Origin of the sequence: Streptomyces sp. NPDC050549 (assembly GCF_040655035.1) — a bacterium.
GTDB lineage: Bacteria > Actinomycetota > Actinomycetes > Streptomycetales > Streptomycetaceae > Streptomyces.
Genome location: NZ_JBFAJD010000021.1, coordinates 22,742 through 40,967 on the forward strand (window position 1 = coordinate 22,742; position 18,226 = coordinate 40,967).

Annotated in this window: 19 protein-coding genes; 11 read left to right on the forward strand and 8 right to left on the reverse strand. The window is 72.0% G+C overall.

Annotated elements, in window-relative coordinates; all coding sequences use genetic code 11:
• Positions 1 to 136: 136 nt before the first annotated feature.
• Genes AB0I51_RS27895 through AB0I51_RS27905 form a run of 3 tightly spaced genes read left to right on the forward strand, consistent with a single transcriptional unit; the run spans position 137 to position 3,098 of the window.
• Positions 137 to 745: a hypothetical protein gene (locus tag AB0I51_RS27895; protein WP_362979662.1), complete on the forward strand. Its 609-nt coding sequence runs from the start codon at positions 137 to 139 to the stop codon at positions 743 to 745.
• Between the two features lie 53 nt (positions 746 to 798).
• The gene (locus tag AB0I51_RS27900; protein ID WP_362979664.1) at positions 799 to 2,046 is read left to right on the forward strand and encodes an aminotransferase class I/II-fold pyridoxal phosphate-dependent enzyme; all 1,248 of its coding nucleotides are present in this window, start codon (positions 799 to 801) and stop codon (positions 2,044 to 2,046) included.
• A complete protein-coding gene (locus AB0I51_RS27905) occupies positions 2,043 to 3,098 on the forward strand; it encodes an MBL fold metallo-hydrolase (RefSeq protein ID WP_362979666.1) in 1,056 nt (351 codons plus the stop codon). The genes AB0I51_RS27900 and AB0I51_RS27905 overlap by 4 nt, the downstream gene beginning before the upstream one ends.
• A gap of 8 nt (positions 3,099 to 3,106) precedes the next feature.
• Here AB0I51_RS27905 and AB0I51_RS27910 read toward each other — a convergent pair whose 3' ends face one another.
• Positions 3,107 to 3,742, reverse strand: a complete 636-nt coding sequence (locus AB0I51_RS27910; protein WP_362979668.1) for a VTT domain-containing protein — start codon at positions 3,740 to 3,742, stop codon at positions 3,107 to 3,109.
• Positions 3,739 to 4,512, reverse strand: a complete 774-nt coding sequence (locus AB0I51_RS27915) for an MBL fold metallo-hydrolase (RefSeq protein WP_362979670.1) — start codon at positions 4,510 to 4,512, stop codon at positions 3,739 to 3,741. The genes AB0I51_RS27910 and AB0I51_RS27915 overlap by 4 nt, the downstream gene beginning before the upstream one ends.
• An 85-nt stretch (positions 4,513 to 4,597) precedes the next feature.
• Between AB0I51_RS27915 and AB0I51_RS27920 the strand changes: the two genes are divergently transcribed.
• From AB0I51_RS27920 to dnaK, 6 genes are all read left to right on the forward strand, one after another.
• A complete protein-coding gene (locus AB0I51_RS27920) occupies positions 4,598 to 5,029 on the forward strand; it encodes a hypothetical protein (RefSeq protein WP_362979672.1) in 432 nt (143 codons plus the stop codon).
• 73 nt (positions 5,030 to 5,102) lie between these two features.
• Positions 5,103 to 7,187 (forward strand): phage holin family protein, encoded by a 2,085-nt coding sequence (locus AB0I51_RS27925; protein WP_362979674.1) that lies wholly within the window; start codon positions 5,103 to 5,105, stop codon positions 7,185 to 7,187.
• A gap of 79 nt (positions 7,188 to 7,266) precedes the next feature.
• Entirely contained in the window at positions 7,267 to 8,328 is a 1,062-nt protein-coding gene (locus AB0I51_RS27930; RefSeq protein WP_362979676.1) for a MoxR family ATPase, read from the forward strand.
• A 19-nt stretch (positions 8,329 to 8,347) separates the two neighbouring features.
• Positions 8,348 to 10,153: a hypothetical protein gene (locus tag AB0I51_RS27935; RefSeq protein WP_362979678.1), complete on the forward strand. Its 1,806-nt coding sequence runs from the start codon at positions 8,348 to 8,350 to the stop codon at positions 10,151 to 10,153.
• 53 nt (positions 10,154 to 10,206) lie between these two features.
• A complete protein-coding gene (locus AB0I51_RS27940) occupies positions 10,207 to 10,632 on the forward strand; it encodes an OsmC family protein (RefSeq protein WP_362979680.1) in 426 nt (141 codons plus the stop codon).
• Positions 10,633 to 10,747: 115 nt separating this feature from the next.
• Positions 10,748 to 12,622 (forward strand): molecular chaperone DnaK, encoded by a 1,875-nt coding sequence (gene dnaK, locus AB0I51_RS27945; protein WP_362979682.1) that lies wholly within the window; start codon positions 10,748 to 10,750, stop codon positions 12,620 to 12,622.
• A 1-nt stretch (position 12,623) separates the two neighbouring features.
• Here dnaK and narJ read toward each other — a convergent pair whose 3' ends face one another.
• From narJ to AB0I51_RS27965, 4 genes are all read right to left on the reverse strand, one after another.
• Positions 12,624 to 13,115, reverse strand: coding sequence for a nitrate reductase molybdenum cofactor assembly chaperone (gene narJ / locus AB0I51_RS27950; protein ID WP_362979684.1), 492 nt, complete (start codon positions 13,113 to 13,115; stop codon positions 12,624 to 12,626).
• 258 nt (positions 13,116 to 13,373) lie between these two features.
• Positions 13,374 to 14,189, reverse strand: a complete 816-nt coding sequence (locus tag AB0I51_RS27955) for an SAM-dependent methyltransferase (RefSeq protein ID WP_362979686.1) — start codon at positions 14,187 to 14,189, stop codon at positions 13,374 to 13,376.
• 69 nt (positions 14,190 to 14,258) lie between these two features.
• Positions 14,259 to 15,122, reverse strand: coding sequence for a helix-turn-helix transcriptional regulator (locus tag AB0I51_RS27960; protein WP_362979688.1), 864 nt, complete (start codon positions 15,120 to 15,122; stop codon positions 14,259 to 14,261).
• An 85-nt stretch (positions 15,123 to 15,207) separates the two neighbouring features.
• Entirely contained in the window at positions 15,208 to 16,029 is an 822-nt protein-coding gene (locus tag AB0I51_RS27965) for a helix-turn-helix transcriptional regulator (protein WP_362979690.1), read from the reverse strand.
• A gap of 171 nt (positions 16,030 to 16,200) precedes the next feature.
• On the opposite strand from AB0I51_RS27965, the gene AB0I51_RS27970 reads away from it, so the two are divergent.
• Entirely contained in the window at positions 16,201 to 16,506 is a 306-nt protein-coding gene (locus AB0I51_RS27970; protein ID WP_362979692.1) for a 4a-hydroxytetrahydrobiopterin dehydratase, read from the forward strand.
• 30 nt (positions 16,507 to 16,536) lie between these two features.
• Positions 16,537 to 17,286: a class I SAM-dependent methyltransferase gene (locus AB0I51_RS27975; protein ID WP_362979694.1), complete on the forward strand. Its 750-nt coding sequence runs from the start codon at positions 16,537 to 16,539 to the stop codon at positions 17,284 to 17,286.
• Here AB0I51_RS27975 and AB0I51_RS27980 read toward each other — a convergent pair.
• Positions 17,264 to 17,731 (reverse strand): hypothetical protein, encoded by a 468-nt coding sequence (locus AB0I51_RS27980; protein WP_362979696.1) that lies wholly within the window; start codon positions 17,729 to 17,731, stop codon positions 17,264 to 17,266. The genes AB0I51_RS27975 and AB0I51_RS27980 overlap by 23 nt on opposite strands.
• Positions 17,728 to 18,207 carry a hypothetical protein gene (locus AB0I51_RS27985; RefSeq protein WP_362979698.1) on the reverse strand — a complete coding sequence of 160 codons (480 nt, stop codon included), beginning with the start codon at positions 18,205 to 18,207 and terminating at the stop codon, positions 17,728 to 17,730. The genes AB0I51_RS27980 and AB0I51_RS27985 overlap by 4 nt, the downstream gene beginning before the upstream one ends.
• Between the last annotated feature and the right edge of the window lie 19 nt (positions 18,208 to 18,226).

An 18,226-nucleotide genomic window follows, 5' to 3' on the forward strand; every position in this document is an offset into this window, starting at 1 on the left:
CGCCCCCGGCGAACTCGGCCGGTATTCACTCGCTCGGCCCCTCTCCTTACCGCCAATGGGGCTTCGCCGCGCGCGCCTCTCTCCCGACCGGGCTTCGATGGTGTTGCCGCCGTCCTCGGTCTAAGGAGACCCGCTCATGCGTCGCACCGCCCTTGCTCTGTCCGTCGTCGCCCTGGTCGGCGTCGTCGGGGGTGCCGCCGCCCCGGCCCTGGCCGTCGATTCCGCCGCGGAGGTCAGCCCGAGTACCGCCCAGGCGGGCGGGAGCGTGACCGTCTCCGTCTCCTGCGAGGTGGTCGGGGGGACCGCGCCCGAGACCCTGGACGCCTCCTCCCAGGCCTTCGACGACGGGACCGTCCAGCTGAGGCGGGTGCCCGGCAACGACGACCGGGTGGCCGGAGCCGCGTATCGCGGCACCGCCCGTATCTCCGAGGACGAGCAGGTCGGGCGGGACGCCGCGTGGACCGTCGACGGGACCTGTCCGGCGCCGCCGGGCGGCCAGGGCAGGCCGTGGAGCGCGACCTTCAGCGTGGAACGCGGGAGCGGGAGCGGGAGCGGGCAGCGGCCGTGTCAGGAACCCCGGGGTGATTCCTGTGCCGGTGCCGCCGTGATCGAGCGCGGGGTGCGGGCCGGGGAGGGCGGTACCTTCACCGACTCCGTGCCGGCGCTGGTCGCCGGCGGTGTGCTGATCGCGGGCGCGTTCGGCGGTGCCGTGTACCGGCTGCGCAGGCGGACTCCGGGACACTGAGGGCACGACGAGGACACGGCACGGCACTGCACCAGGGACTGCGCGGAGGCACCATGCGGCAGGCGGACGCGGTAGGCCAGGGACCCGTCCGTTTCGGGCCGGTGTTCCCCGACGACGGACTGCCCGTCCTGCCGGAACTGGCCGCCGTCCTCGCCGCCGCCGCGAACCGCACCGAGGAACAGCCGGTCGGCGGACCGCCCGCACTGCTCGACGCCGCGAGCGGCTACTTCGAACGCCGGGGCCTGCCCGCCGGACCCGCCCGCGTGGCCGCCGCCCCGGGCGCCCCGGCGCTGCTGGTCGCGCTGACCGCCGCGCTCGGCGGTGACGTCCTGGTGCCCAGACCCTGCGCCGCCTGGTGGGCGCCGTACGCCCGGCTGCTGGGCAGACCCGTGTTCCATGTGGGCACTCCGGCCGAGTGCGGCGGGGTGCCCGACCCGTACGCCCTGCTGGAGACCGTGCGCAGGGTCCGGGACGAGGGCGGCGACCCACGGCTGCTGGTGCTGTCGGTCGCCGACGACCCCACCGCCACCGTCGTGCCGCCCGAGGTCATGCACGAGACCGTCGAGGCCGCCGTGGGCGAGGGCCTGCACCTGGTCAGCGACGAGACCTGGCGCGACACCCTGCACGCACCCCGGCGCACCATGCTCCTCAGCCCGGCCGAGATGCTGCCCGACAGGGTCACCGTCGTCACCGACCTCGCCGGCGCGCTCCTCCCGTCCGGCTGGCCCGCCGCCGTCGCCCGCTTCCCCGCCGGCCGCGCCGGGGACGCGCTCCACGCGCGCGTGCTCGACGTCCTCACCGCGCTCGGCGCGCGCGTCGCCGCACCCGTTGCCGCCGCGGCCGGCCACGCCCTCGGCGAACCCGCCCCCGTCGTCGCCCGCCGCGACACCGCCGTAGCCCTGCACGCGCGCGTGGCCGCCGCCGTGCACGCCGCCGTCACCGGGGCGGGCGCGTTCGCCCGGCCGCCGCAGTCGGGACGTCATCTGTACGTCGACCTCGGGCCGTTGCGGCACGCGCTCGCCCCGCAGGGCGTGGGCGACGCACAGGACCTGGAGGAGTTCCTCACCGCCCGGCTCGGCATGCCCGCGCCCGGCGGCCACCGCTTCGGCGACGACCTGGGCGCGCTGCGGGTACGGCTGTCCACCGGACCACTGCTGGGTCGTACCGACGAGGAACGCGCGGAATGCCTCATGTCACCCGTGCCGTTGGAACTGCCACACGTGCAACGCGCGTTGATGTCCTTGAGGTCGATCTTCGACGATCTCCGCGACGACGCTCAGCGATGGGAGCCTCCTCGATGACGCAGCAGTCCGAGTCGACCACCACCAGCACTACGACCACGCGTGAAACCGCCGACCCGACGCCCTCGTTCGCCCCCTCGGCCCCGCCGCTCGCCGAGCCCCGCCCCCTCGGCGAGCGCCGTGTATGGCCCCGGACCTTCCACGACCGGCTCACCGCCCCCCTGCCCGGCCTCAAGGCGATCGCCCGCTTCGCCCGAGAGGGCTCCGTACGACCCCGCCCCGAGGGCCTCGCCGACATCCCCCGACTCCCGTTCGCCCCCGAGCCGTTGCCCCAGGTCGACTCCCTGACCGTCGCCGTCACCTGGGCGGGACACGCCAGTTGGGTGGTGCGCATCGGCGGGCTGACAATCCTCACCGACCCGGTCTGGTCCCGCCGCATCCTCGGCACCCCGGCCCGGATCACCCCCGTGGGCGTCGCCTGGGAAGCGCTCCCGCCGATCGACGCCGTCGTCATCAGCCACAACCACTACGACCACCTCGACGCCCCCACCCTGCGCCGTCTCCCGCGCCGCACCCCGGTGTTCGCACCGGCCGGCCTCGGCAGTTGGTTCCGGCGCCGCAGATTCACCCGCGTCACCGAACTGGACTGGTGGGAGGCGGCCCAACTCGACGGCGTACGGCTCGACTTCGTACCCGCCCACCACTGGTCCAAGCGCAGTCTCACCGACACCTGCCACTCCCTGTGGGGCGGCTGGGTGATGACGGCACCGGACGGACAGCGCGTCTACTTCGCGGGCGACACGGGCTACGGCCACTGGTTCTCCCGCATCGGCGCCCGCTACCCCGGCATCGACCTCGCGCTGCTCCCCATCGGCGCCTACGACCCGCGCTGGTGGCTCAGCGACGTCCACTGCGACCCGGAGGAGGCGGTGCGCGCCGCCCAGGACCTGGGCGCACGGCGGATGGCCCCGATGCACTGGGGCACGTTCGTCCTCTCCGCCGAACCGGTCCTCGAACCCCTCACCCGCGTCAAAGCAGCCTGGGAGAAAGCCGAGTTGGCCCGCGAGGACCTGTGGGACCTGCCGGTGGGAGGCTCAAGAGTGCTCGCCTAGAAGGGAGTTCAGGCGGGAGTCGACTTCCGCACCTTGCGCCACACGGTCGGGGCCGCGCTGATCGCCACGGTCAGCGCGACCGCGGCCACCACGCCCTCCCACGGTTCGGGGAACAGCGAACCGCCGAGGATGCCGATCAGCTGGTACGTCACCGCCCAGGCGAGACAGGCCGGCGCGTTGCCGCGGGCGAAACGGCGGATCGGCCACTCGGCCAGCAGACAGGCCAGCATCACCGGGATACGGCCCGCCGGCACCATCCGGGACAGCACCAGCACCGTCCCCCCGTGGTCGGCCAGCTTCTCCTGGGCCTGCTCCACCCGGTCCTCCGGAGCCCGCGCGCGGATCGCCTCCAGCCAGCGCGAGCCGTTCTTCGACCTCATCCCTCGGTGCCCCAGCCAGTACAGGGCGATGTCCCCGAGGAACGCGGCCAGCGAGGCCGTCACGAACACCAGCGCCAGCGCGAACGGCGCCGTCTGGTGGAACGCGACCACGGCCGCCGAACTCACCAGCGCCCCCGTCGGAATCACCGGCACCAGCGCCCCGAACAGCACCAGCAGGAACAACGACGGGTAGCCGATGGCCTGTTGGGTGGACTCGGGCGACGTCGTCGTGGTCGCTGACAGCGCGTCCGCGAGCCAGCTCACCGGGCGACCTCCGGACGCACGCTCTCCCCGTGCCCGAGCCGGTGCACGGCGACCGAGGGTGCGAGCTGTGCCGCGATCCGCGCGAACTCGTCGCCCGGCGTGTGGAATTCGTGCGGGCGCACCGCGTCCATCCCGATCGGCCAGTACGTGCCGTAGTGCACCGGCACCGCGCTGCGCGGCGCGAGCCGCACCAGCGCCTGGGCCGCCCGCCCCGCGTCCAGATGGCCTTCGCCGAGATACGGCCCCCAGCCGCCCACCGGCAGCAGCGCCACGTCGACCGGCCCGACCTCCTTGGCCATGTCGTCGAACAGCCCGGTGTCCCCGGCGAAGTAGGTGCGCGCCTCACCCTCGACGACGTAGCCCAGCGCGGGGGAGCGGTGCGGTCCGACCGGCAGCCGCCGCCCGTCGTGCCGCGCGGGCACGGCCCGTACCACCAGGTCACCGACCATCGCCTGGTCGCCCGGGGACACCTCGTCGATCCTCAGCTGCCGGAGCCGGCGCAACCCGGGCACCGCGCGGAGTGCGCCCCGGGGCACGAGCAGGCGCGTGCCCGGGGCGAGGGCGCCGAGCGAGGGAAGGTGCAGGTGGTCGGCGTGCAGATGGGAGACGAGCGCCAGGTCCGTGCGCCGGGCCACGGCGGGTGGCACCGCGCCCCGGCGGCGTCGGAGATGCGCGAGCCGGCGGGCGAACAGGGGGTCGGTGAGGACGCGTATGCCCGAGTCCTCGATCGTGCAGGTGGCGTGACCCCACCAGGTGATCTCCACCGGCACCTTCTTTGCCTCCTTCGCGCGACTCCCCCGAAGCCTACGGGCAGGAGTAGGGTCGGCGGCGAAACCCGGAGGTGAGGGGGACGCCATGGGACAGGTACGCGGTGCCTTCGGTATGCCCTCGCGGGTGCGGGTCACGGCGATCGCCAGCCTGACACCGCTGGAGGAGCTGGACGAGGACCCCTTCCTGGTCGACTCGCGCAGCCAGCACGCGATGTGCGCCCGCTGGGCCGCCGACCACGGCTATGTGATCGCCCGCGAACTCCTGGTGCGCGGGCTGCGCCCCGACCACAGCGCCCTGTGGGACGGCGTCCGCCCCGGCCTCGACCTGTTCGTCGCCCCCAGCCGCCGGGTCCTGGAGAGCGCGCTGTCCTCCGTCGAGGAGTTCACCGACGAGTGCGCGCGCCGCGGGGTACGGATCGAGACGGTGGGCAGCGCGGAACCCTCCTACGACGCCCAGGCCAAGGCTTGCGTGCACCGGCGGCTGTCGATGCCGACGGCCGGCTACGACGGCCGCTGACCCAGGGGTCCCCGCGTCCCGTATGACAGGCTGGGGACAGGCCCGCCAGGTCGACGGGCCCGGGACGTGAGGTGTGCGGGGCGTGGGTGGAGCACGTTGGCGGCGGCTCGCCAGTCAGGTCGGGCGGAGCATCACGGTGTGGGCCGTCTCCACGGTCACCATGCTGGTGCTCGCCGGGATCCTGCCGGACTTCAAGCTCCAGTCCGAGAACGGTGACAGCGCCACTCGTATCGGTGTCACGGCGGCGCTCGGCGCCGGTGCCTTCGGTGTGCTGTCGGCGCTGGTCTGGCCGCTGCTGGTACGGCTGTTGCTGCTGGTGCCCGCGCTCGTCCTCGGCCTCCTCGTCTTCGTGCTCAACGGATCGCTGCTGCTGATCGCCCTGCGCATCAATCCGGACGGCGGGCTGCGCGGCCAGGTCGCCCCCGAGACCGCCGTGGTCGTCGCCGCGGTGATGTCCGCCGTCGCCTCTGCCACCGGCGGTGCCCTGGCCGTCCGTGACGACGACGCCTACCGACGCCGCCTCTACCGCCTCGCCGACCGCCGCCGCAGAGCCCTGCCACCAGGCCCCTCCAGCCCCGGCACGGTCTTCCTCCAGCTCGACGGCGTCGGCCACGACGTCCTGCTCGACGCGATGGAGAAGGGGCTGATGCCCACTGTCGCGCGACTCCTCGGCGGCCCCCGCCCCACCCACCGCCTCACCCCCTGGCGCACCGACTGGTCCAGCCAGACCGGCGCCAGCCAGCTCGGCATCCTGCACGGCTCCAACCACGACATCCCCGCGTTCCGCTGGTACGAGAAGGACACCGGCGAGGTGATGGTCTGCAACCGCCCGACCAGCGCCGCCGAACTCCAGCGCCGCGCCATCGAGCACACCGGCGACGGCGGCCTCCTCACCGTGGACGGCGCCAGCCGCGGCAACCTGTTCAGCGGCGGCGCCGACGAACAGGCCCTCGTGCTGTCCATCGCGATCCGCCGCCGGGGCCGGGAGAACCGTTCCCGCGCGGGCTACTTCGCCTACTTCTCCGACCCCGCCAACGCCGTCCGCACCGCGATGTCCTTCGTCGCCGAGGTCGGCCGCGAGATCGGCCAGTCGACCCGCTCCCGCCTCACCAGGCAGCGCCCCCGCGTCAAACGCGGCGGCCTCTACCCCCTCGTCCGCGCCTTCGCGACCGTCGTGGAGCGGGACGTCGTCGTCGCCGCCGTCATGGGCGACATGCTGGCCGGCCGCACCGCCGTCTACGCCGACCTCGTGGCCTACGACGAGGTCGCCCACCACTCCGGCCCGCACAGCCGCGACGCCGCCAAGGTCCTCGGACGCCTCGACCGCGCCCTCGCGTTGATCGAGAACGTCGCCGAGCACGCCCCGCGGCCGTACCGCATCGTTATCCTCTCCGACCACGGGCAGAGCCCCGGCGAGACCTTCCAGGGCCGCTACGGCCTCACCCTCGGCGACCTCGTGCGCGCGGGCTGCGGGCTGCCCGTGCCGCGCCGGGCCCGCCGCACCCACAGCGGCGCCGAGGCCCGCGCCGCCGTCCGCGCGGCGCTGCGCAGGCCCGCCAAGGACGGCGACGAGCAGCAGGTTCACGCCGGCCGGCACTCGGAGCCGATCGTGCTGGCCTCCGGCAACCTCGGTCTGGTCTCCTTCCCGGACGTGCCGCACCGCATGACCAAGGAGGAGATCGACGCCCGCCACCCGGCGCTCCTCACCACGCTCGCCAACCACCCCGGCGTCGGCTTCGTCCTGGTGCGCAGCGAGGAGTACGGCGGAGTCGTCCTCGGCGCGCACGGCGCGGAGCTGCCGGTGGCCGAACTCGACGACAAACAGGGCCCGTTGGCGGACTTCGGCCCCGGTGTCGCGGACGCCGTCCGGCGCACGCACTCCTTCCCGCACACCGCCGACATCATGGTCAACTCCTGGTACGACCCCGCCGAGGGCGAAGTCCTCGCCTTCGAGGAGCAGATCGGCTCCCACGGAGGCCTCGGCGGCTGCCAGGGCAAGCCGTTCCTGCTGTCGCCGCGCGCCCTTTCTGCGCCTGTCGAGGACGGCGAGGAGCTCGTCGGCGCCGAGCACGTCCACCGTGTACTGCGGGGCTGGCTGCGGGAGTTGAACGGCCCGCAGGTGCCGCTGACGGCGGGGCCGGAGGAGCGGGCCGCCTGAAAATGGGCTGCGGCCGGCGGTTCGTGAGCACACACTGTTCGAGTCTCCCCACCACGAACCTCCTTCAGGAGCCGCTGCCTTGCAGGCTGCCGTCACCGTCACTCCCGCCCGGATCCCCGAACTGCTGCTGGGTCTCGCGACCGTCCGCCCCGTCTTCCTCTGGGGCGCGCCCGGCATCGGAAAGTCCTCCCTGGTAAGGGAGTTCGCCCAGTCGCTGGGGCTGGAGTGCGTCAGCCTGCTCGGTACGCAGCTCGCGCCCGAGGACCTGATCGGCGTGCCGCAGATCCGCGACGGACGCTCCGTGTTCTGCCCGCCGGAGGCCATCGCGCGGGACGAACCGTACTGCCTGTTCCTGGACGAACTCAACGCGGCCACACCGGATGTGCAGAAGGCGTTCTACTCGCTGATCCTGGACCGCCGCATCGGCAACTACGAACTCCCCAAGGGCTCCATCGTGATCGGCGCCGGCAACCGCGCGACCGACAACGCACTGGCCCGCCCTATCGCCTCCGCGCTGATCAACCGGCTCACCCACGTCCACCTGGAGGCCTCCCCGAAGGACTGGCTCGCGTGGGCCGCCGCCAACGGCATCCACCCGTGGATCCTCGACCACCTCACCGACCGCCCCGACCACCTGTGGTCCAAGCCGCCGAAGACCGAGGAGCCCTTCTCCACGCCCCGCTCCTGGCACATGCTCTCCGACGCGCTCGGCTCCTTCGGGCCCGACCTCGACGAGGACACCCTCAAGGTCGTCGCGCACGGCACGCTGACGCCCGCGCACGCGGTCGCGTTCTGCGGCTACGTCAAGATCGTGCGCAGCCGCTTCGGCATCGAGGCCGTCCTCAAGGGCGACGCCCGCTGGCCCAACCGCACCGAGGACCGCGACCTCCTCTACTACCTCGCGGAGTCCTTCCGGGGCCGCCTCATCAAGGAACTCCCCGCCAGCAAGGACCACTTGTCGGCGAACGGCCGCCAGACCGCGTACCGGGCAAAGTCCCTGCTCGTCCAACTCGCCGAGATCTCCGTGGAGGTGGCGCAGAGCGTCATCGCCTCGGACGACGACGGCAACCCGGTCCTCCCGGCCTGGTTCCTGGTCGAGGCTGCCCGGGACATGCCCCGGCTGGTGGAGGCGCGCCGATGAGTTCCACACAGGCGCCCCGGTGAGCCGTACCCGCAAGAAGGACCCCGAGAAGAAGAAGCCCGACCCGGCGACCGAGGCGTTCACGGCGGGGCTGAGGCTCGTGTGGGCCAACCCCGCGCTCGCCGCGATCGACTTCGAGCTGTGCAGGGAGGAGGACTGCCGGGCCGCGCCCCGGGACGGGCTCGTGCTCGTCAACTCCAACGGGTACCTCCACGCGCACCCCACCCGGCTCGCCGAACCCGCCGAATGGGCCTGGGCGATCGCGCACGCGCTCATCCACCTCGGCTTCGGCCACGTCCCCGGCGCCAACGGCGAGCGCGAACAGCCCGACCGCTTCGACCTCGCCGCCCGCTGCGTCGTCGTCAACCGCTTCCTGCTCACCTTCCCCGTGGGCCGAACCCCCGAAGACCTGCCCGCCGCCTACCCGTCGGGCGACGAGGAGCAACTCGCGGCCCGCTGGCGCCGCGACGGCATCCCGGCCGCCTACGAGTACTGCGGTACGGCGGGCGGCGCCCCCGACCAGGTGCTCGTACCGTGGCACGGCTGGCCGGGGAACCCCGTGGACTGGCAGATCGCCTTCGCGAGCGCCCTCACCCGGACCATGTCCGTCGCCATGGACCTCGCCGGCGGCCGCCGCGACTCGATGTACGGCGGCCCGACCCGGCTGCGCCCCTGGGAGCGCGCCCTGAGCTGGTTCGTCTCCAACTACCCGCTGCTCGGCGGCATCGCGGCCGGAATCACCCTCGTCGCCGACGCCGAACTCGCCCGCGCCCACGGCATCTCCGTCGCCGCCGTCGACACCGAGGCCGCCGAGATCTACATCAACCCGCTGCGCCAGTTCGACGACGAGGAATGGCGGTTCGTCCTCGCCCACGAGATGCTGCACGCCGCCCTGCGCCACGGCGACCGCTGCGGCACCCGCGACCCGTTCCTCTTCAACGTCGCCGCCGACTACGTCATCAACGGCTGGCTGCGCGAGATGGACATCGGCACGATGCCCGAAGGTCTGCTGTACGACCCGGAGTTGAAGGACCTCTCCGCCGAGGAGGTGTACGACCGGATCGCCGCCGACCTGCGCCGCACCCGCCGCCTGGCCACCCTGCGCGGCAAGGGCACGGGCGACATCCTCGGCGGGCCGCTCGGCAGCCCCCGCGACTACGTCGACCTCGACGAGTTCTACCGGCGCGGCCTCGCCCGCGGCCTGGACCTGCACCAGCAGCACGAACGCGGCTTCCTGCCCGGCGGGTTGGTCGAGGAGATCCGTGCCCTCAGCCATCCACCGCTGCCCTGGGACGCCCGACTCGCCCGCTGGTTCGACGAGTTCGTGCCCCGCCCGGAGCCCGTACGGTCGTACGCCCGTCCCTCGCGCCGTCAGTCCTCCACCCCCGACATCCCGCGCGCCGGCCACTGGTTCCCGCCGGAGGAGGTAGCCCGCTGCACCTTCGGCGTCGTCCTCGACACCTCCGGCTCCATGAACCACAGCCTCCTCGGCAAGGCACTGGGCGCGATCGCCTCGTACGCCGAGGCCCGTGACGTACCGGCGGCCCGGGTCGTGTTCTGCGACGCGGCCCCGCACGACGCGGGCTACGTCCCGGTCACCGACATCGCGGGCCGGGTGCGGGTGCACGGCCGCGGCGGTACGGTTCTGCAGCCCGGGATCGACCTGTTGCACCGCGCCGACGACTTCCCGCCGGGGGCGCCCGTCCTCGTCATCACCGACGGCTGGTGCGACGTGTTGAGGGTGCGGCGCGAGCACGCCTATCTGATTCCACAAGGTGCTCGCCTGCCGTTCACCCCGCGTGGGCCGGTCTTCCGGGTGCGCTGAACCGGAATGTGATCGGATGGCCCCGAACGACATCCGCGTCGAAAGGAATCACCGTGGCAACCACGCGCACCGCACACACCGTCTGGGAAGGCGAACTCATCAAGGGCAGCGGCGAGGTCACGTTCGACTCGTCAGGCATCGGTGTGCAGCCGGTGACGTGGGCGTCGCGCGCCGAGCAGGCCAACGGCAAGACCAGCCCCGAAGAGCTGATCGCGGCCGCCCACTCCAGCTGCTTCTCCATGGCGCTGTCGCACGGCCTCACCGGCGCGGGCACTCCGCCCACCCGCCTGGAGACCAAGGCCGACGTGACCTTCCAGCCCGGCGAGGGCATCACCGGCATCCACCTCACCGTCCGCGGCGAGGTCCCCGGCCTGGACGCGGACGGCTTCGCGGCCGCCGCCGAGGACGCCAAGAAGAACTGCCCGGTCAGCCAGGCGCTCGCGGGTACGACGATCACGCTGACGGTCGAATCCGCCTGACCCCGGCGCCCTCTCCCACCTCGATGCCGCACCCGGAAAACGGGTGCGGCATTGACTTTCCGCCACTCAAGTTTTGTGCTGGAGATCGGGCAGCGCCTGGCGGAAGGGGACGGCTATGGGACGCGCGGTCGGAATCGATCTGGGGACCACGAACTCGGTGGTCGCGGTGCTGGAGGGCGGGGAGGCGACGGTCGTCGCCAACGCCGAGGGAGCGAGGACCACACCCTCGGTGGTGGCCTTCGCCAAGAACGGCGAGGTACTGGTCGGCGAGGTCGCCAAACGGCAGGCCGTGACGAACATCGAGCGCACCGCGCGCTCGGTGAAACGCCACATGGGAGACACCGCATGGCGCTTCCCGGACACGGGCGCCATCGACGGAACGCGGTACCGCGCCCAGGAACTGTCCGCGCGCGTGCTGCAGAAACTGAAGCGGGACACGGAGGCCTACCTCGGCGAGGACGTCACCGACGCGGTGATCACCGTCCCCGCCTACTTCGACGACTCCCAGCGCCAGGCCACCAAGGAGGCCGGCGAGATCGCGGGCCTCAAGGTCCTGCGGATCATCAACGAACCGACCGCCGCCGCCCTCGCCTACGGCCTCGACCGCGGCGAGGAACAGACCGTCCTCGTCTTCGACCTCGGCGGCGGCACCTTCGACGTCTCCCTCCTGGAGATCGGCGACGGCGTCATCGAGGTCAAGGCCACCAACGGCGACACCCACCTCGGCGGCGACGACTGGGACCAGCGGGTCATGGAGTACCTGGTCAAGAAGTTCCAGGGGCAGTACGGCATCGACCTCGGCAAGGACAAGATGGCGCTCCAGCGCCTGCGCGAGGGCGCAGAGAAGGCGAAGATCGAACTCTCCTCGTCCACCGAGACGACGATCAACCTGCCCTACATCACCGCCTCCGCAGACGGGCCCCTGCACCTCGACGAGAAGCTGACCCGCGCCCAGTTCCAGGAACTCACCGCCGATCTCCTCGACCGCTGCAAGACCCCCTTCCACCAGGCGGTCAAGGATGCCGGCGTCAAACTCTCCGCCGTCGACCGCGTCATCCTCGTCGGCGGCTCGACCCGGATGCCCGCCGTCACCGACCTCGTGAAGGAACTCACCGGCAAGGAGCCGCACAAGGGCGTCAACCCCGACGAGGTCGTGGCGGTCGGCGCCGCCCTACAGGCCGGTGTCATCCGCGGCGACGTCAAGGACGTCCTGCTCCTCGACGTCACTCCGCTGTCCCTGGGCATCGAGACCAAGGGCGGCATCATGACCAAGCTCATCGAGCGCAACACGACCATCCCGACCCGGCGTTCGGAGATCTTCACCACCGCCACCGACAACCAGCCCTCGGTCGGCATCCAGGTCTACCAGGGCGAGCGCGAAATCGCCGCGTACAACAAGAAGTTGGGCGTCTTCGACCTCACCGGCCTGCCGCCCGCACCGCGCGGCGTCCCGCAGATCGAGGTCGCCTTCGACATCGACGCCAACGGAATCATGCACGTCTCGGCCAAGGACCTGGCGACCGGCCGCGAACAGAAGATGACCGTCACCGGCGGCTCCGCGCTCCCCAAGGACGACATCGACCGCATGATGCGCGAGGCCGATCAGTACGCCGACGAGGACCGCAGGCGCCGCGAGGCCGCCGAGACCCGCAACCAGGCCGAGCAACTCGTCTACCAGACCGAGAAGTTCGTCCGCGAGAACGAGGAACGCATCCCGGCGGACACCCGGTCCGAGGTCGCGGCGGCGGCCACGCAGGTCAAGACCCTCCTGGAAGGCGAGTCCGACACCGCCGAGCTGCGCACCGCCGTCGAGAACCTCGCCACCGTCAGCCAGCGCATGGGCCAGGCGATGTACGCCCAGGCCGGCCAGCAGTCCCCGACGGAGCAGACGGAGACCCCCACGGAACACACCTCACCCCAGGAGGAGGAAGGCGTCGTAGACGCGGAGATCGTCGACGACGAACGAGAGGCGAAGGGCGGCGCGGCCTAGCTCACGCCCGCCCGCCGGACGCGGTCGGCAGAGTGGCGCAGACGGCGTCCAGGACGGAGGCGTACGGCGTGCCGAAGTCGGCCAGCCGGGCGCGAAGTCGGTCCAGGACGCCGCGGTACTCGCAGAGGAGGTCGAGGTTGCCGGTGCGGGCCGTGAACTCCAGGACGGCGGGCAGGTAGTCGGGCGGTTCCTCGCCGGCGAACTCCAACTCGTGCACGCGGTACAGCTCTTCGAAGCGGACCAGAGACGTATTGCGCCGCCGGGTGTCGTCGTCGTGCCACCGACTCAGGTACAGGCTGTGCCGGTCCTCGAAGTCGAAGACCTGCACGTAGTGCGCGGCCAGTTCCCGGGGCGAGGTGAGAGCCGCGTGGTCGACGAACTCCCGCAGCTGCGGAGCGGCCTCACGCAGCAGGGGCAGCCGGGCGCGGAAGCCGTCGTCGGGGTAGGTCAGGCAGAGCGCGGCCCCTTGATACAGCACAGCGTCCGAGGGCATCAGGCATCCCTCGCTTCGTGGTCCGGCCGGTCCGCGTGATCCGGACGGTCCTGATGGTCGGGCCCGTCGCCGACCCCCGCCGGGCCGGGGCGGAGGAACCCCCCGGCCCGCAGCGGCGCCGCTCCCGGCTCGGTGGGTGCTGTCCGCGTCTCCGTCACCTGCGCTCCCTTGCTCGCCCGTGGTGTCGAACCTAGGGCGGGGCAGGGGAGCGCACCCGTTCACGGCAGCCGTACGGGTCAGGGCCCGCGGGCGTACGGGTCAGACCTTGCGCGCGACCCCGCCGTAGACCGGGACGATGCCCTCCGCCTGGGCGGTCACGTCCTCCGGCTCCGGGCGCCAGCCGTAGACAGCGATCACGCCCGGGCCCAGCAGCTCCAGGCCGTCGAAGAAGCGCGAGAACTCGGCCAGCGAACGCGGGTGGAACGGGGTGCCGCTGCGCCGGAAGTGCTCGGCCGCCTTGGCGATGGCCTCGGGGCTGAGATCCGGGGTGACCTGCGACAGGACCAGATGGCTGCCCGGGGCGAGAACGTCGACGTACCGCTCGATCAGGCCGTACACGTCGTCGCCGTCGGGGTCGTCGCCCAGATAGTGGGTGAGCGCGACCAGCGACAGCGCGACCGGCTGCGTGAAGTCGAGGGTCTCGCCGGCCAGCCGCAGGATGGTCTCCGGGTCGCGGACGTCGGCGTGCACGTACTCGGTGCTGCCCTCGGGCGCCCCGTGCAGCAGCGCCTCCGCGTGCCGCAGCACGATCGGGTCGTTGTCCGCGTACACGACCTTCGCCTCCGGGGCGACACTCTGTGCCACCTGGTGGAGGTTCGGCTCGGTGGGGATACCGGTGCCGATGTCCAGGAACTGACGTATCCCGGCCTCGGCGGCGGCCCGCGTCGCCCGGTGCATGAACCGGCGGTTGGCCCGCGCCCCGCGCACCGCCGTGCCGTCCGAGGCGAGGATCCGGCGTGCCAGCTCCTCGTCCACCGGGTAGTTGTCCTTGCCGCCGAGCCACCAGTCGTACACCCGCGCCGGATGCGGCCGGCTGGTGTCGATACGGGTGGGCGCGGCTTCGGATCCGGTCATGCGGTGTTGTCTCCTCTGGAGTTCGGGGCGGTGCGCTGTGCCGGGTGCCGTGCTGTGTGCGGGCCCTGCTCAGAAGGTCTCGCGGTAGTCCCGCAGGATCTTCTTGGTGCGCTGTGCGGACGCGGCGTGCGCCGTCATGTGGTCGAGGACCTCCAGATGCGCGGAGACCTCGGTACGGGAGTCCAGATACAGGGCGCCGGTCAGGTACTCGGTGAACACCATGTCGGGCAGCTCCGGTTCGGTGAAACGGAACAGCGAGAACGGGGCGTACGTCCCCGGGTGCGGGCCGTTCTCGAACTCCGCGACCTGCAGCGTCACCCGGTCGCGCTCGCCGAACTCCAGGAGTTTGTCCAGCTGTTCGCGCATCACCTCGCCGCGCATGCTCACCGGACGCCGCAACACCGTCTCGTCCATGATCACCCACAGGTGCGGCGGATTGTCCCGCTCCAACAGCCCCTGGCGCGCCATCCGCAGGGACACATGCCGCTCGATGGTCTCCGGACCGGTCTGCCCGATCGTCCCGGCCTCCATCACGGCACGCGCGTAGTCCTCGGTCTGCAACAGGCCGGGCACGAAGTGCGGTTCGTACGAACGGATCAGCCCGGCCGCGCCCTCCAGGCTCACATAGAGGCTGAACCACTCCGGCAGCACATCGTGGAACCGCTGCCACCAACCTGGCTGGTTCGCCTCCTCGGTGAGCGCGACGAACGAGTCCGCCTCCTCGTCGGACACCCCGTACGTGCTCAACAGCACCTGCACGTACGGAACTTTCAGCGCGACCTCGGCCATCTCCATCCGCCGTACGGTCGCCGGAGCCACCCGCAGGACCTGCGCGGCCTCCTCGCGTTTGATGCCGGCCGCCTCGCGCAACTCCTGGAGCCTTCTGCCCAGCACTACCTGGCCCACGGTGGGCGCGGGCCGCCGCTCACTCACGCCACGCCTCCCCATACGCGCCGAAGTCTGGGGGCAGTGTGCCATGTTCCGGCCATTGTCTCAGCGGTTCGGGGTTGATCATCCGTCAGTCTCCCCGCGCACGCAGGTACTTGGCCGTCGCCGGATCGGCCGGGAGGAACGTCTCGATCGCCAGCTCCGAGACCGTCACGTCCATCGGAGTGTTGAACGTGGAGATCGAGGAGACGAACGACAGCACCCGGCCCTCGTGCTCGATCCGCATCGGCAGCGCGAAGTACGGTACGGACAAGGCCGGTTCGGCCTCTTGACCGGCCGCCTCCGGCACCGGATACGCGGCGACCTCCTCATGCAGCGCCCGCAAGGGCTCAGAGCGGTGGAGCGCGATCTGCCGTTCCATCTGCGCGAGCAAATGCCCGCGCCACTCACCGAGATTGCGGATGCGCGGAGCCAGACCCTCGGGGTGCAGCGTCAACCGCATCGCGTTGAGCGGCGGTTGGAGCAAGGACTCCGGTACACCGTCCAGCAGCATGGTGATGCCCCGGTTCGCCGCCACGACGTCGTACACGGCGTCGACCACCAGCGCCGGATACGGCTCGTAGCCCTGGATCAACCGCTCCAGACCCTCCCGCAACGCGCCCAACGCCGGGTCGTCCAACGGGGTTTCCGGATAGCGCGGGGCGTAACCGGCCGCCAGCAGCAGGGAGTTGCGCTCCCGCACCGGCACCTCCAGATGCTCGGCCAGCCGCAGCACCATCTCCTCGCTCGGCCGCGACCGCCCCGTCTCGACGAAGCTGATGTGCCGGGCCGAGGAATCGGCCCGCAACGCCAGCTCCAGCTGGCTGACCCGCCGCCGCTCCCGCCAGACACGCAGCAACGGGCCGACACCCTTGCCCGCGGAGGCGCCGGTACCGGTCGCGACGATGGTCATAAGCACGACCGTAGTCGAAGCTGCCCGCCAGTGAGCGGACCGAGGAACCCATCCGGGGGAGCCGCGTACCGGACTCACCCGGGGGCACTCTTCCGACCAGGCGCGCAGCCGACCGCCTGTGGCACGCTGAAGTGGCCGAAGAGGAACCCGCCCCCAGGAAGGACCGAGGCCATGCCCGTCGCACCGCTGTCGCAGAAGGAGACCGAGGACCGCCTCGCGGAACTCCCGGGCTGGTCCGCCGACGCCGACCGCCTCACCCGCACCTACCGGCTCGGCACACACTTCGCGGCCACCGCGATGGTCGTCCACATCGCCCAGGTCCAGGAGGAACTCGACCACCACTCCGACCTCACCCTCGGCTACAACACCGTCTCCCTCGCCGTGAACACCCACAGCGTCGGCGGCGCGATCACCCACCTCGACTTCCAACTCGCCCGCAGGGTCGAGGACTTGGCCCCGGGCCACGGCGCGGCCTGACCGCACGGGACGAGTGGGGGGCGACAGAGCGTGCTCGACTACGACAAGGAAGCCGACGCCTACGACGCGACACGCGGCGGCGAGCCCCGTGCCGCCGCCGCTGCCGAAGCCGTACTCGGCCTGGTCCCGCGGGACGCCCGTGCCCTGCTCGACGTGGCCTGCGGCACCGGCATCGTCACCCGCCGCCTGGCCGCCGCCCGTCCCGGCCTGCGGGTCACCTGCCTGGACGCCGCGCCCGCCATGGCCCGCACGGCGGCGACCCGGCTCCCCGGCGCCGTAATCCTCGCCGACAGCCGCGAACTCCCCTTCCCCGACGGGGTGTTCGACGCCGTCACCACCGTCTGGCTGCTGCACCTCGTGGCGGGCCCCGAAGACGCCAGGGCGATCATCGCGGAGTGCGCGCGGGTGCTGCGACCGGGCGGGGTGTACATCACCACGGTCGACAAGGCCGCCGCCCACGACGTCGGCAGCGACATCGACGCCGTCCTCGCCACACGCCCACGCCGCCCCGCCCAGGACCGACCCGACCACGTCCGCGCCCACGCCGCCGAGCAGGGCCTGGGCCCGGCCGGCACGGCCCGCTTCCGCGGCCACGGCCAGGGCCGCAGTCCCCGCAGCACCACCGCGGACCTGCGGCGCGGCTGGTTCACCATGCTGCCGCCCGGCCAGCCGCTCACCGAACGGTTCGTCGAACGACTGGAGTCGCTGCCGGACCAGGAACGCCCGCGCGCGGACCCCGAGTTCACGATCCAGGCCTTCAGGAAGCCCCCGGCCGGGTGAAGTCCATCGTCCAGTTCGTCACCCAACCCGCCCCGTCGTCCACCGAGAACGCCTGCTCCCAGCGCGCGCCGCTCGCGGAGACCCCCGACCACAAGTACCGCACCCGCACATCCTTCCCGTCGTGCGTGTCGTCGCCGTAGAACTCGCCCCGGCCGCCCTCGAACCGTCCCCTCACCGGCGGGAACAGCCGCCCGCTGCGGCTCGACGACCAGTTCAGGGACCACAGTTCGGTCTCCCGGTCGAAGAGCCGCAGGGTCAGCCCCTTCGACCCCAGGTACGGCATGTCGATCTCGTCGACGTTCGCCGCCCCGTCGAACAGCGGCCAGCAACGACTGAACCCGGTGAACTCCTCCCAGCCGCTGCGGGGTTGCAGGAAGTCGGTGAGACGACGGTTGACGACCTCCCACTCGCCGTGCAGGAAGTCGAAGTCGCGCGGGCTGCTCATGAGCGGTCTCCCGTGGTTCCGGCGGGCAGGGAGTCCGCCAAGTAGGCGTCGAGGTCCGGGACTTCGGGCGCGAGCAGATGCCGTACCCAGGCGTCCCGTTCGTGCAGGATCGGCGGCAGCTCCCAGACACAGCCGATCCACGGCAGATCGGGTGTGACGAAGTGGCTGGGGTCGAGGTCGGGGCAGCCGAGCACCGGCTGGCCCGCCGACGCGCCCCGGAAGTGCAGGACGTTGTCCCACACCCAGCTGTACGCGTTCAGATAGGCACCGTCGTCACCGCCCCGGTGCAGCACCACGAAGGTGGCCGGGGGAGTGCCGTCCGGCTCGGGCAGCAGCTCCGGCAGGATCGCGTACGCCGCCGCCTCCACCTCGGGCGCGATCCCGGCCGGGTCGGCGGTGACGTGGTAGCGCTTGACCCGCCGCCCGGCCACCTCGATCGGCGGTGGCACGGTCAGCAGTTTCTCCGTGAAAGGCATGACAGGACGCTAGGACCGC

What these genes read in the sequence shown, in the direction of transcription:
- AB0I51_RS27955 (WP_362979686.1), bottom strand. Translation starts at nt 14,189, where the DNA reads ATGACCGGATCCGAAGCCGCGCCCACCCGTATCGACACCAGCCGGCCG.
- narJ (WP_362979684.1), bottom strand. Translation starts at nt 13,115, where the DNA reads ATGCCCTCGGACGCTGTGCTGTATCAAGGGGCCGCGCTCTGCCTGACC.
- AB0I51_RS27905 (WP_362979666.1), top strand. Translation starts at nt 2,043, where the DNA reads ATGACGCAGCAGTCCGAGTCGACCACCACCAGCACTACGACCACGCGT.
- dnaK (WP_362979682.1), top strand. Translation starts at nt 10,748, where the DNA reads ATGGGACGCGCGGTCGGAATCGATCTGGGGACCACGAACTCGGTGGTC.
- AB0I51_RS27965 (WP_362979690.1), bottom strand. Translation starts at nt 16,029, where the DNA reads ATGACCATCGTCGCGACCGGTACCGGCGCCTCCGCGGGCAAGGGTGTC.
- AB0I51_RS27895 (WP_362979662.1), top strand. Translation starts at nt 137, where the DNA reads ATGCGTCGCACCGCCCTTGCTCTGTCCGTCGTCGCCCTGGTCGGCGTC.
- AB0I51_RS27900 (WP_362979664.1), top strand. Translation starts at nt 799, where the DNA reads ATGCGGCAGGCGGACGCGGTAGGCCAGGGACCCGTCCGTTTCGGGCCG.
- AB0I51_RS27970 (WP_362979692.1), top strand. Translation starts at nt 16,201, where the DNA reads ATGCCCGTCGCACCGCTGTCGCAGAAGGAGACCGAGGACCGCCTCGCG.
- AB0I51_RS27980 (WP_362979696.1), bottom strand. Translation starts at nt 17,731, where the DNA reads ATGAGCAGCCCGCGCGACTTCGACTTCCTGCACGGCGAGTGGGAGGTC.
- AB0I51_RS27920 (WP_362979672.1), top strand. Translation starts at nt 4,598, where the DNA reads ATGGGACAGGTACGCGGTGCCTTCGGTATGCCCTCGCGGGTGCGGGTC.
- AB0I51_RS27985 (WP_362979698.1), bottom strand. Translation starts at nt 18,207, where the DNA reads ATGCCTTTCACGGAGAAACTGCTGACCGTGCCACCGCCGATCGAGGTG.